We start from the raw sequence: 13,550 nt of genomic DNA on the forward strand, positions 1-13,550 counted from the left end.
CAGGGTTGGCAATATCAACATATCAATTATTGCAACTGGCTTAAAGAGCATAATCTGGTTCAAAGCATGTCCAGGAAAGCTACTACTCATGACAACATTATGATTGAGATATTCTTTGGAAGAATGAAGGTTGAAATGTTTTATGGAAAGGAAAAGACATTTAAGGATTTAAAAGACCTAGAGAAAGCTATTAAAGATTATATAAAATGGTATAACACTGACAGAGTTTGTAAAAAATTAAAAGGCCTGTCTCCAATTAATTTCAGGAAACAAGCCTTAAATTCTGTTAGTATGACCTAGAAACTTAAGTGATCAATTTCTGGGGCCATACTATTATTAGGCTGAGGATTAGTTTTTTACATCGACAAAAGGTGTCGGGAATGTTTAATTACATTCTCTTGTAGCCTTCCATATATAACATTTCAAGTGCAATTGAAGCACCTGCTAATGCAGTGATATCAGCGTGATCATATGCTGGTGATACTTCAACAACATCCATACCCACAATATCAAGATCCTTCATTGCACGTAGGATCTTCAGGATCTTGTCGGTTGCCATGCCGCCAACAACAGGGGTACCTGTACCTGGAGCATATGCAGGATCAAGACAGTCGATATCAAAGCTGATGTAGCACTTGTTACCGCCAACTCTCTCATGAATTGCAAGAGAGATGTCCTCAACAGACATATCGTTAGCAGTAGCGCCGTCAAGAACTAGGAAACCGTCCTTCTCATCGTACTCGGTACGGATACCGACCTGTACAGACTTCTTAACGTCAATCAGGTCTTCCTGTGGTGCATGATAGAACATGGTGCCGTGATCATATGCTGAACCGTTTGAATAGGTATCTGCATGAGCGTCAAAGTGAATTAGTGACAGCTTGCCGTATTTCTTTGCATGAGCGCGAAGAAGAGGCAGGGTAATGAAGTGGTCACCACCGAAGGTCAGCATCTTCTTACCTTTAGCCAGAAGCTTGTCGGCATGCTCTGTAAGCTTGTTTACCATATCCTGGTTGTCACCGAAAGAGTAAACAAGATCACCGCAGTCAACGATGTTCAGCTTATCTAATACATTGAACTTCCATGGGTAACGGCAGTGCTCCCATGCAAGCTGAGTTGAAATCTGACGGATAGCATTAGGTCCGAAGCGTGTACCTGCACGACCTGAGGTGGCCATATCAAAAGGAACACCTGTGATTACAACATCGGCATCACTGTCGTATGGCTCAAAGTTCAACGGTGTACGTAGAAATCCAAAAGCATTTGATACCAGTGAAATATCTGTTTCGTGATTTAATGTCTGCATTTAGTCTTCCTCTAGATAGGTATATCCATATAGACCTGATTTAAACTCCTCGATGAAGGCACGCTGTGTCTTTTCATCAAGATTATTCTGGTTTCTTAAAACCTCATTGCTGAATTCGTTCAGAAGTTTAGATGGATCTAACAGTACATATCGTAGCATATCTGCAACAGTGCTGCCTTCATCTGATAGAGAAACGCTTACTTTTCCGTCGCCGTATGCATAAACGTCATAAACTTCAGTGTTACCGAACAGGTTGTGCATGTTACCCAGAATTTCCTGGTAAGCACCAACCATAAAGAATCCAATCATAGGAGGATTTTCCACGTCATACTCTGGGAATGGCATGGTGTTGGAAATATCGTCGCCTTCTACGTACTGAGAGATCGCACCGTCTGAATCGCAGGTGATATCAAGCAGTACAGCTCGTCTTGTAAGAGGCTTGTCCAGATTCTCAAGAGGCAGTACAGGGAAGATCTGATCAATACCCCATGCATCTGGTAGAGACTGGAACAGTGAGAAGTTCAGATAGAGCTTGTCTGCCATTCTCTCATCAAGCTCATCGATTAGTACGCGGTGAGACTTGTTGGTTGGATCTAGGGCCTGCTGAATCTTCTTGCAGATACAGATGTAGATCTGCTCGGCTTTAGCTCTCTGCTGCAGAGTAACGTCACCTGAAACGTAGCCCTCATGGATTTCCTGAAGGTCGTACTGAGAATCATGCAGCCACTCGCGAAGTGATCTTCTGATTACATCCTTGTGCATCTCTTCCCAGGTTTCGAACAGGTTGAAAAGAGCGCGAGGAGATTCTGGAAGTGGTTTCTCTGGAACGGTAAATTCGTTACGCTCAATACCGATGATATTTGAGACCAGAACTGCGTGATAAACGGTCAGAGCTCTTCCTGACTCAGTCAGAATCTTTGGCTCTGGAAGGTTGTTCTCACGGCATGCATCACCGATTGTCCAGACGATGTTGTTTGCATACTCTTTCAGTGAGTAGTTTACAGAGCAGTCTGTCTGTGAACGTGTACCTTCATAGTCAACACCAAGACCGCCGCCAACGTCGAAGTACTTGATGTTTACACCAAGCTTTGACAGCTCTACGAAGAATTTTGAACTTTCTCTAACACCGCGGGTAATATCACGGATGTTAGACATCTGTGAACCTAAGTGGAAGTGAAGAAGCTGAAGCCATTCAAGCTTGTCGTGTTCTTTAAGAGTTGCAACCAGTTTCAATACCTGTGCAGCTGCCAGACCGAACTTTGAGCTTTCACCACCTGATGACTGCCATTTGCCTGAACCCTGGGATGCAAGGCGGGCACGAACACCCAATCTTGGCATAACATCAAGACGCTCTGATTCCTCAAGAACAATCTTAAGCTCAGACATCTTTTCAATAACTAGGAATACCCTGTGGCCCATCTTCTCGCCGTCCAGAGCCATACGAATGTACTCACGATCCTTATAACCGTTACATACAATCATGGACTGGTTTCTTCCTGCGTGTGCAAGCACAGCCATAAGCTCGGCCTTTGAACCTGCCTCAAGACCGATTGGTTCAAACTCTGTACAACAGCTGGTGATTGATTCTAGAACTCTGCGATGCTGGTTAACCTTAATAGGATATATAAGGTTGTAGCCACCTTTGTATCCGTATTCTTCCTGGGCTTCCTTGAAAGCATTGTTAATATCAAAAAGTCTGTTCTGAAGAATCTGAGGGAAACAGAATAATGCTGGTAATCTCTGACCAAGCTTTGATCTTTCCTTTACCAAATCTGCAAGATCAATCTCGGTGTCAGTTTCATTTGGGTTTGGATGAACAACAACGTGTCCCTTGCTGTTTACACCAAAGTATTTGTTTCCCCACCAGTCAATGTTGTATGCGTTCACAAGTAGCACCTCCAAAGGACGCTAGAATATATTCCTGATTTTTAAGTTTTTTTAATTATGACACTGCAGTATTTTCCAATGCTTAGGTCAGCGTCATTCCCGGCATATATCCGTCGGGTAAATTTTCCATTAAAATCGCAGAGTTACCTTGATTTTTTAGGGCTTTTATAAATGCGTTAATATAACACATTTGTTTTTATGATTACATAAAAAAAGCTCCACTTTTTTGTGGAGCTTTCTGCAGTAATTTCTAGGTGCTGATTAGAAGTTTTCGTAGTTCTTGATGGTTACCTGCTTGCCATCTGCACCGGTAGGTGCGATTTCACCAAGAACCCATGCCTTCTCGCCTAATGAATTCAGAACTTCAACAGCCTTGTCAGCCTCGTCTGCTGATACAACTGCAATCATACCTACACCGCAGTTGAAGGTTCTGAACATTTCATAAGCATCAACATTACCGTTCTTCTTTAGGAACTTGAATACTTCTGGACGCTCCCATGAATCGCCGTCACATGCAGCGCATGTTCCCTCAGGAAGAACTCTTGGAATGTTCTCCCAGAAACCGCCGCCGGTGATGTGGGCTAAGGCGTGAACGTCAACTTCCTTGATTAACTTCAGAATCTGCTTAACATAGATTCTGGTTGGAGCCATAAGAGCATCTGCAATTAGGGTTCCGTCTGAAAGCTTGTCCTCTAGAGGATTTACACCGCATTTCTTCAGAATTGCGCGAATCAGTGAATAGCCGTTTGAGTGTGGACCTGATGAAGCGATACCGATCAGCTTGTCACCAACCTTTACCTTTGAGCCGTCGATGATCTTGTCCTCATCAACAACACCAACTGCAAAGCCAGCAAGGTCGTAGTCACCTTCCTCATACATGCCTGGCATCTCAGCAGTCTCACCTCCAACCAGTGCACATCCACTCAGCTCACAGCCGTGTGCAATACCTGTAACAACGGTAGTAGCTGTATCAACATCCAGCTTACCTGTTCCATAGTAGTCTAAAAATAAAAATGGCTCAGCACCCTGAACCACAATATCATTTACGCTCATAGCAACCAGATCCTGACCCACAGTTGAGTGTCTCTTAAGATCGATTGCAAGACGTAACTTGGTTCCTACACCGTCAGTACCAGTAACCAATACAGGATTTGTATATCCCTTAGGTAGTCTGGTTAATGCTCCAAATCCGCCTAGTCCGCCAATAACTTCTGGTCTGGTGGTTTTCTTTACAGGGGCTTTGATGCGCTGTACCAGCTCATCTCCTGCATTAATATCAACGCCAGCTTCTTTGTAGGTCAAATTTGATGCCATTTTAGTCTCCAGGTAAAACTATCGGTTGAATGAAAAATTCTGTGCGCAATTTTACAAAAATTGACAGGTAATTTCATCTCAAATATGAAATTTCATGTGACTTAGTATGTGGTAGAATTATGCAGATGAATTTATGGCAGATCAGTAGAATTTTTCTTCAGATGTTCAATAAAACTCCTTATCTTATAAAGAGTTAACTGCAACATGGCTGATTGCTATTACAGATATATGCTTTTTGTGTTCATATAATTTATGAACGGGTTTTTTCTGTAGATTTTCGGTTTTGCCGAAGGTTCGGTTTCTGTTAAAATCTGTCTTAAAAATCTGATAGATATCAAGTTTTTTAGTGAGCAGACAATCATCAGAATACAGGAAATATCATCAGAATTTAGTGAATAAAATGCAGAAAATAGGCTTGGGGAATTCAATGAAATTAATTACAGTATTATGTGCAGCAATGCTCAGTTGTGGTGCAAATGCAACCGAGATTTTTGAGACTCCTTTGGACAATGGCATGGACAATGCGATTGTAAAAGCATTCTCAGACGCGACCTCTGCAAATGTTACAGACCCAGCTAATTCCTTATCTCTAGAGGATATCCGTACTACTATTGATACTATCAGTATCAACGGTAACTACCTGCAGGTAAGCTTCAACGATGAGAAGATCAGTAATCTTCTGTCATCAAAGGGAATCGGTGTATGGAACGGTGAGACCGGAACAATTGTTGCCTGGATTGCCGATCTTTCTTCTGCAGATTCATCTTTACTGTCAGGTGAGGGCAGTACTGATTTTGTTCAGAAACTTCAGAGCTCTGCTCAGAAGAATAAGTTCAGCATTATGTTTCCTGTAATGGATCTTGATGACGTTCAGCAGGTTAACTCTCAGACCATCGTTTCTCACTCTGATGAAATGATTGCAAAGGCTTCAAAGCGTTATGACGCCAAGTATTTTGTAAGCGGTGTTATGGAGCGCGATTCAGACGGTAACAGCTATTCAGTAAAATGGAATCTTTGTGACGCTGAAGGCAAGTCATTAGGCAGCGGTTCAAACAGCGGCGATGCTGATACCGCATCAGCTCAGATGTCTGCTCAGATTGCCCAGGTGCTTATGAACTCATCAAAGAGCACTGCAGCCGATTCTGCTGCTCCTGCAGCAACCTCTGCAAACGAGGCTGATACCATTACTCCTGTAAACGGCGATGGCTCCATTGAGCTTGGACCTGTTAAGGGGGGCGTAAGAGTTCTTATTACCGATATTGAGAATGTTGCTGATTATCCAAAGATCAAGCGCATTCTGATTACCTATGGCTATGAATCAGATATTCAGGTTCTAGGCTACAATTCAGACGGAGTTATCTTCCTGATCCCAACCGGATCTTCCCCAGCTATTCTGGACGGCACCTTTACTCATGCCTCTGAATTTACCAAGGTTGGTCCATGGACCTATAGATTCAACGAGTCAAACGGCAGTGCAAAGCCAGCTGACAACGTAGGTTCTGTAACCACTACAACTACTCAGAGAGTTACCTCTTCAATCAATAACTATGGCAATGATGCCTATACAAAGGAAACCGTAAGACAGACTGTTGAAGTTACTACCACTGTTCCTGCAGCAGCTCCTGCTGGAGATACATCTAATGATGTTCCTGTGATTACTATTACTGACGATTCAGATAATTCATCTGTCGCTTTAGAGAAATAATCATTATCAGTGAACATTAAGGATAGAAATGGAAGAAAAAAATAAGGTTCCATATCAGCAGGCTTTAGATTTTAAGATTTCTGACAAGAGTGATTTTTCAACCTTTGTTGAAGGTTCAAATTCATATGCGGTATCTTCTCTAAAGCATGCCGTAGAGGACGAGGTTAATGAGTTTTACTACTATTTCGGCCCAGAAGGATGTGGTAAAACACACCTTCTTAATGCACTTTTCCAGCTTAAGTCAGACCAGATCCAGAATGTGTTCTTTTTAGATCTGAAGCTGGCAAAGACATTAGGCCCTATGGTTCTGGATGTTGATCTGCCAAAGAACATTCTTTTGGATAACGTTGATGCCATTGCAGGTGATGAGCAGTTTGAGATTTCCCTGTTCGGTCTTTATAACCGCTGGTATGACCGAAGAGAGGGTACTCTGATTATGACCGGAAAGACCTCATTTGACACTATTCCATTTAAGAAAAAGGATCTGACCACCAGACTTTCTAGCGGTGTTAAGTTCCAGCTTAATTACTTAAATGAGGATGAGTGTATTGAGGCTATTACCAAGAGAGCTCAGTACAGACACTTTAATCTGCCTGAGAATACAGCTACATTCCTGGTAAGACACTTTAACCGTGATATGCGCTCTTTGGTTGAGCTTCTAGACAGACTGGAAAAGGCTCAGATCGAGCAGTCTCATTATCTGACCATTCCTTTCGTAAAATCTCTTCTTAACCTATAAAAAATGCTCCCGAAAGTGGGAGCATTTAAGATCTTCTGTTCAGATTATATGCTAAATAGTAGCGTTAGCTTTTTCTGAAAAATTCTTTACGATATGATTTTTCTCATCAACTAAAACAACCTTTGGCTTAAGAGCACGAGCTTCCTTCTCGTCCATCTGGGCATAGGCAATGATGATAACGATATCGCCCTTCATGGCACAGCGGGCTGCAGCTCCGTTAAGACAGATAACTCCTGAGCCTCTTTCTCCTGGAATGGTGTAGGTTTCAAGTCTGGCACCATTGTTGTTATTTACGATCTGAACTTTCTCGCCAGGAAGAATTCCTGAGGACTCAAGCAGATCCTCATCAATGGTGATTGAGCCTACATACTCAAGATTTGCCTCAGTAATGGTGGCACGGTGGATTTTTCCGTGCATCATGGTATAAATCATTTCTTACTCCAGAATGATATTATCAATCAGTCTAGTGGTGCCAAAACGAACTGCAACCGCAAGCAGGGATGGAGCCTTTACTTCATCGCTTAGCTCATATAGTCCAGGAAGACCGTAACACTCAACATATTCAATGTTGGCAAGTGGCTCTTTAGCAATCTCTGTTCTGGTGAAGCTGATGATGTCTTCAACCTTTGTTGTGCCTGCCTTGAATTTTTCCAAAGCGATCTTAAGTGTCTTTGAAAGAATGACTGCAGCAGATTTTTCCTCTGCTGACAGATAGGTGTTTCTTGAGCTTCTTGCAAGGCCGCTTTCTTCTCTTACGATAGGAACAATTCTTAGTTCAAGATCAAAGAACATATCCTTGACCATACGGCGCAGAACCTCAACCTGCTGAGCATCTTTCTGACCAAAGTATGCACGGGTTGGTCCGACGATGTTGAAAAGCTTTGATACAACGGTGGTTACGCCTCTGAAATGGATTGGTCTGCTCTTTCCGCACAGAACCTTGGTGATATTGCCTGTAACTTCTACCCAGGTGTCATCACTGCTTGGATACATTTCTGCAGGTGAAGGTGCAAATACAACATCTCCGCCAGCCTTGCCAACAACCTCAAGATCAGCTTCAAGTGTTCTTGGGTAGGCATCAAAATCTTCTGTTGGTCCAAACTGAGTTGGATTTACGAAAACACTAACAACAGTGATGTCATTTTCCTTGGCAGAATTTGATATCAGTGTTGCATGTCCCTGATGCAATGCACCCATGGTTGGAACAAGTCCAACGGTTTTTCCCTGTGCTTTTAAAGGCTTCAGATATTCTCTTAATTCTTTTACAGTATGAAAACACTGTGGCATAACACGACTCACTTTGTTTATTCAAAATTAAAATCTAAACAAGTTTACTACAATATTGTGAATTTGGTGATTTTTCTCAAAAAAAAGGCTTACAAATCGTACTCTGAAATGTCACAGTACGATTTTTGGGCATTTGTTAACGTCTTTTTTCGAGTTTTTCGTCAAAATCCTTCTGATCTGAAATCTTGGCGAATTTTGCGCGGGCAATCTGAGAATAGGATCCTTTGCAGGTGTGCATTGCATCATTAAGACTGTTGAAGGCTTTATTGTAATCAGCTTTTAATGCCAGAGTCTGAGCATGAGTGATTAAAGCCTGACATTTGTTTTTCTGCAGAAGAAAACTCTCTGTCAGCATTTCATTGGCAAACGAGTCGTTAGGATATTTCTGCAGGAATTTTTCTAAAACCGCCTGAGCCTGTTTTCCCTGTTTTGCCTTGAGATAGGCATTGGCAAGGTTTACTGCAATAGCGCTATCGAATGGCTTCTTTGCATATATGGTTCTTAATCTAGAAATTGCGGAATCGTACTTTCCTCTTTCTATATCGATATCGGTATATAAATCAACGATAAAATCGTTTGATGACAGAGAGGATAGTTTCTCAAGATAATCTATTGCCTTTGAGTAGTTTTTCTCGCCATAGTAAATCAGAGCAAGAGCGTAATTCTTGTAGTAGTGATTAACCTTTTCAGCTTTTAACAGTCTTTCTTTAAAGTCGTTCAGCTTGAGGTTCATGTATCTGACATCCACACGAGCCTTGGCCAGCATAAAGTTTGGATCATTTGAATTCTTTCTTTGAGGCATATTTTTAGCTCGGTTATATGCCTCGGCAACACGGATCTCAGAGAGAGGATGATCAATCAGCAGGGCATAGGCACTGTTGATATTACCCTGCATTGAAAAGAGCTTTTTAAAGAGTGAGCTCATGGCCATAGGGTTGTAACCTGCCTTTTCCAGAACATAAATACCTATTCTGTCAGCCTCATACTCATTGTCTCTTGTAAAGTTGATGCCGCTCTGGGACATAATTCCTGCTGTAGTTGAAAATGCTGCAGCTCCTACTGTAGGGTTAATGAGGGCAATGGCTATTGAGCCGATGATGCTTGCTATTGAGATTGCGCCCCTATCAGACTGTTCTTCTATGAATCTTGCGATATGTCTTTGTGTTATATGAGAAATTTCGTGGGCAAGAACAGAGGCGAACTCATCCTCATTGTCTGTATAGTGGAACAGACCTGCGTTTACCTGAACCTTGCCTCCTAAAAAGGCTGATGCATTTAATGTAGGATCTGCTGACAGGAAGAATTCAAATGGGAAGTAGACATTATTGGCACTTAGAATCAGTTTCTGACCGACAGAATTGATAAACTCGGTCATGACCGGATCGTAGCTGATAGCACCTGCACCTCTGGCTTTTCTCATAAAGTACTCACCGTAGAGTCTTTCTGCCTGAACTGTCATTCCACGGACACCAGCTGTTCCCATCTCTGGGATTGATATATTATCGGCCGCATGCACTGCTGTTGACAAAAACACTGCACTTACCACAGAAGCTATGCTCTGTTTAACTGACCTTATCATATATCCTCCAATCAAAAGACTGTCTGAAATTCTATCACGCAGGACAAAGGTGAGAATACCTTAATTTGTTTAGTTTATGATTATGTTTACTTAAAAACATTTCAATTCTGCGAGGCCTATAAAAATTACTTTTAAAAAACAGAGTGTTTTCTAATCGTACTGCCGTGTTTTTGCATATAATGATTCTCAAAGAAAAGGAATTTTGTATGATTAGTTTATTCAAAGGCTGGTATTCCAGGCATTTTTCCGCTCCTGGAACAATTGAGTTTGCACTTGTTCTTCTAGCCGCATTTTTGGTTGTCTATTATTTAATGTGGCTGGTCGGCCCTCTGGTGGTTGCACTGTGCTTTGCCTACTGCCTTGACTGGGTGGTAAGACTTGGAACACACAAGTTTAAGCTTAAAAGAATGACTTCCTCAGCGATTACGATGATCCTCTTTGTGGGACTGTCCATCGGTATTATGGTTTTCATTGTTCCTAAAATCGTACAGCAGGCCAATCAGTTCTATACAAACCTTCAGAAAATCTCTATCACTGCACAGGGGGAGAGGAAGGATGACTTTGATACTCTGATTGCTACCAAGACCTATGAGTTTATCGAATCTCTGCCTGAACCGATTCCTTCAATGTTCTCTCAGGAGGAGATTGATCAGTATGTAGTTCAGACTCGCTCATCAATTCTTTCAAATACGAACAATATCATCAGAAATCAGGTAATGCCTTCTGTAGTTAATGCAATGTCCTGGATGATGTATATGATTATCGTACCGATTTTCACATTCCTGATGCTTGCCAACAAGCATACGCTGCAGCATCGCTTCAGGACGTATATTCTTCCGAATAATCAGTCACTTATACATGAATTCTGGCCAAAGATTAATGCTCAGATTGAAGGCTATATCAGAGGCAAGATCCTGCATATCATTATTATTACTATTGTGAATACACTGGCCTTCATGTTTTTAGGTGTTAATTACGCCTTCCTTTTAGGCTTCGGTGTAGGTCTTTCTGTAATTGTCCCATACGTTGGAGCTGCGGTTATTACCATCCCTGTGGTACTGATCCCTATTTTCCAGTTCGGCTTTACCTCATACCTGCTGTGGATTTATGCTGTTTATCTGATAATCCAGCTTTTAGACGCTAATGTCCTGACACCTATGCTGTTTTCCAAGGCAATGAACCTGGATGCCTTCTCAATTCTGTCTGCAATTCTGATTTTCGGCGGACTATGGGGCTTCTGGGGAGTATTTTTCTCAATTCCTCTGGCAACCTTTATAAGAACTCTTTTCCTATACTGGCCAAACAGCGAAGTTGTAGATACCACAAAGTATGTGCGTAAGAGTAAAGAATAGATCCATATAATTTACTAATCTGAAGCGAGTCCCTGTGATTCGCTTTTTTTTCAGGTAGGAAAACAAGTTAACTTCGGTGTATAATCCACAGGGTTTTGTTTTTGCGCAGCAGAAAGCTGCGTTTTTAATTCTGGAGTCTATATAGTGCAACTTAAAGATCTTGCAGATAATGTTATCAACGGTTACCAGATAAGTAGAGAAGAAGCTCTGGAGCTTTTTAACGCTCCTTTGGATTTACTTAAGGAAGGTGCCACAAAAATAACCTCAGCCTTTTTCAAACAGGCAATTGAGCTTTGCTGCATTTCAAACGGAAAGTGCGGAAAATGCTCTGAAGACTGTAAATTCTGTTCTCAGAGCCGTCATTACAATACAGGCGTAAAAGAGAGTCCTTTAAAGAGCGTAGATGAGTTTTTTGCCGAGGCAAAATACAATTCCGACAGGGGAGTTCATCGATTCTCAATTGTTACCTCAGGACCTAAGCTTACCCATGATGAGGTAAAGGTCATTGCTCAGGCCTATAAAAAAATCTCCTCAGAACTTAAGATTTCATGCTGTGGCTCTTTAGGCCTTCTGAATCTTGATGATCTGAAACTTCTTAAAGAAAGCGGTCTTTCACGATATCACTGTAATGTTGAGACCTCTCCTAACTTCTTTAAGGAGATCTGTACAACTCATTCTCTAAAGCAGAAAGAGAGAACCATTGCCTACGCTAAGGAGGCCGGTCTCGAAATCTGCTCAGGCTGTATTATCGGCATGGGAGAGAGTATCGAAGACAGAGCCGATATAGCTCTGTACCTAAGAAAACTTCAGGTTGACAGTGCTCCAATCAATATTCTGAATCCTATTAGAGGAACTCCTCTTGAGAACATGGAGATAGTAACTCCTGATGAGGTCAGAAGATGTATTGCCGTATTCAGATATATTTTGCCAAAGACTGTACTGCGTCTTGCTGGAGGTCGTCTCCTGATTCAGAAATATTTCTCAGATCTCTACAACTATGGCATTAATGCGGAAATTACCGGTGATATGCTGACAACAGCAGGTCTTACAATTGCCGATGATATTGATACCGCAATTAAATGTGACAGAGTTATATCAAAAATCGAACCTGTTCAGGATTAGCAGAAAACTCTGTATAGTTAATTTTTCGTACAGTTAGTCAAAATTTGACTTGCGTATGATTTTTTTCAGTATAAAATGGCAAAAATCCAAAGGATGGATGCCATTTTACGGATTAACCGTTTTCTGTATTTGCTGACTGGTTAATTCTTCTTAAAACTTAATATATGAATGTATCATTCAGGTAAGAAAAAGCGAGTTATGAAAAAATTAATACTAATCCTTACCCTTAATCTGTTAGGTGTTCTGCTTTTCTTCAGCTGGTTCCATGCTGATGCAAACAGCTTCTGGCCTGTTGTGGATAAGAATGTTTTCTTCACCTTTAATCATATGCTTGGAGAGAATGAAGCTTTCAGATATCTGGTAGCTTTTACCAATCTGCGTTTCTTTGATGTATTTGGTTTTCTTGCCATGTTTATGGTTTTCCTGTTCCATTTTGTAAAAATGGACAAGACTCATCGACGCTGGATGATCTGCATGGGTGTTACCATGCTGTTAACTGCAGTGATTGCAAAGCAGTTTAATATGACCTTTGATTTTGACAGACCTAGTCCAACTCTGCATTTCACAGCTTTAGGCGAGAATGTTCTGTATGTTTCCAAGCTTACCGACTGGCCTGCCAAGGACTGGTCAAAATCATGCTTCCCAGGCGATCACGGTATGTGTCTGATTATTTTCTGTGTATACATGCTCCGCTATTTCGGTGTTAAATCATTCCTGATTGGACTTGTAATTACAGTGCTGTTCTCAATGCCTCGCGTTATGTCAGGTGCTCACTGGGTATCAGATATTGCTGTAGGTGCAGTAACAGTAAACCTGATTGTATTAAGCTGGATGCTGCTAACTCCAGCATCAGACTTCATCATTTCTATGCTGATGAAATTACTGCGCTGGAATAATCCGGAAAGTCAGAAATAAAAAAAGAGGCTGGCTAAAAAGTATGTCAGCCTCTTTCATTTTTCAAACATAGAATTTTGTTATTTCTAGGGAATTGAAATTTTCAAATACGATTTTGTTGAGATATTTATTTTGATTGGAGATTTTTAGAACTTTTAGAGAGATAAGGTAGGAAGCTTAAGGTATTTCTTGTTCTTTTTTAACTTATTACCGCATTCATTTCATTTCTTATATTGGCCCATTTTCTTATATTATGAGCCAGAGCCACAAGCCCAAATTCAATTATTACCTTCGCTTTAGATCGCAGTCTGAATCTTTTGAAACCGTGATTATATTTGATATCACCGAATACAGCTTCAGGTTCA

At 41.3% G+C, this 13,550-nt stretch carries 13 protein-coding genes; 6 read left to right on the plus strand and 7 right to left on the minus strand.

Annotated features, from left to right (window positions below):
- Positions 1-300: IS3 family transposase (locus B5D46_RS10835; RefSeq protein ID WP_143675671.1), on the plus strand; the 300-nt coding region annotated here is incomplete at its 5' end.
- A gap of 88 nt (positions 301-388) precedes the next feature.
- Here the strand turns inward: B5D46_RS10835 and speB are convergent.
- The 3 genes from speB to purM form a co-directional block, all read right to left on the minus strand.
- Entirely contained in the window at positions 389-1,306 is a 918-nt protein-coding gene (gene speB, locus B5D46_RS10840) for an agmatinase (protein ID WP_078929474.1), read from the minus strand.
- Entirely contained in the window at positions 1,307-3,193 is a 1,887-nt protein-coding gene (speA, locus tag B5D46_RS10845) for a biosynthetic arginine decarboxylase (protein ID WP_234973843.1), read from the minus strand.
- Positions 3,194-3,454: 261 nt separating this feature from the next.
- Positions 3,455-4,507, minus strand: coding sequence for a phosphoribosylformylglycinamidine cyclo-ligase (gene purM, locus B5D46_RS10850; protein WP_031490528.1), 1,053 nt, complete (start codon positions 4,505-4,507; stop codon positions 3,455-3,457).
- A 427-nt stretch (positions 4,508-4,934) separates the two neighbouring features.
- Here purM and B5D46_RS10855 point away from each other — a divergent pair, with 427 nt between their 5' ends.
- A complete protein-coding gene (locus B5D46_RS10855; RefSeq protein ID WP_159443103.1) occupies positions 4,935-6,212 on the plus strand; it encodes a DUF2066 domain-containing protein in 1,278 nt (425 codons plus the stop codon).
- A 28-nt stretch (positions 6,213-6,240) separates the two neighbouring features.
- A complete protein-coding gene (locus B5D46_RS10860; RefSeq protein ID WP_078929478.1) occupies positions 6,241-6,951 on the plus strand; it encodes an HdaA/DnaA family protein in 711 nt (236 codons plus the stop codon).
- 51 nt (positions 6,952-7,002) lie between these two features.
- On the opposite strand, the gene panD is transcribed toward B5D46_RS10860, so the two are convergent.
- The 3 genes from panD to B5D46_RS10875 form a co-directional block, all read right to left on the minus strand.
- A complete protein-coding gene (panD, locus tag B5D46_RS10865; RefSeq protein ID WP_078929479.1) occupies positions 7,003-7,383 on the minus strand; it encodes an aspartate 1-decarboxylase in 381 nt (126 codons plus the stop codon).
- A 3-nt stretch (positions 7,384-7,386) separates the two neighbouring features.
- Positions 7,387-8,238: a pantoate--beta-alanine ligase gene (gene panC, locus B5D46_RS10870; protein ID WP_078929481.1), complete on the minus strand. Its 852-nt coding sequence runs from the start codon at positions 8,236-8,238 to the stop codon at positions 7,387-7,389.
- A 136-nt stretch (positions 8,239-8,374) separates the two neighbouring features.
- A complete protein-coding gene (locus tag B5D46_RS10875; protein WP_078929482.1) occupies positions 8,375-9,817 on the minus strand; it encodes a M48 family metalloprotease in 1,443 nt (480 codons plus the stop codon).
- A gap of 206 nt (positions 9,818-10,023) precedes the next feature.
- On the opposite strand from B5D46_RS10875, the gene B5D46_RS10880 reads away from it, so the two are divergent.
- From B5D46_RS10880 to B5D46_RS10890, 3 genes are all read left to right on the plus strand, one after another.
- A complete protein-coding gene (locus tag B5D46_RS10880) occupies positions 10,024-11,169 on the plus strand; it encodes an AI-2E family transporter (protein WP_159443104.1) in 1,146 nt (381 codons plus the stop codon).
- A gap of 144 nt (positions 11,170-11,313) precedes the next feature.
- Positions 11,314-12,291 (plus strand): biotin synthase BioB, encoded by a 978-nt coding sequence (bioB, locus tag B5D46_RS10885; protein ID WP_159443105.1) that lies wholly within the window; start codon positions 11,314-11,316, stop codon positions 12,289-12,291.
- A 198-nt stretch (positions 12,292-12,489) separates the two neighbouring features.
- Positions 12,490-13,206 (plus strand): phosphatase PAP2 family protein, encoded by a 717-nt coding sequence (locus B5D46_RS10890; protein WP_078929486.1) that lies wholly within the window; start codon positions 12,490-12,492, stop codon positions 13,204-13,206.
- 178 nt (positions 13,207-13,384) lie between these two features.
- Here B5D46_RS10890 and B5D46_RS10895 read toward each other — a convergent pair.
- A partial coding sequence (locus B5D46_RS10895) for a transposase (RefSeq protein ID WP_143675602.1) occupies positions 13,385-13,550 on the minus strand: 166 nt, incomplete at its 5' end.

Source organism: Succinivibrio dextrinosolvens DSM 3072 (assembly GCF_900167015.1).
GTDB classification, from domain to species: Bacteria; Pseudomonadota; Gammaproteobacteria; order Enterobacterales; family Succinivibrionaceae; genus Succinivibrio; species Succinivibrio dextrinosolvens.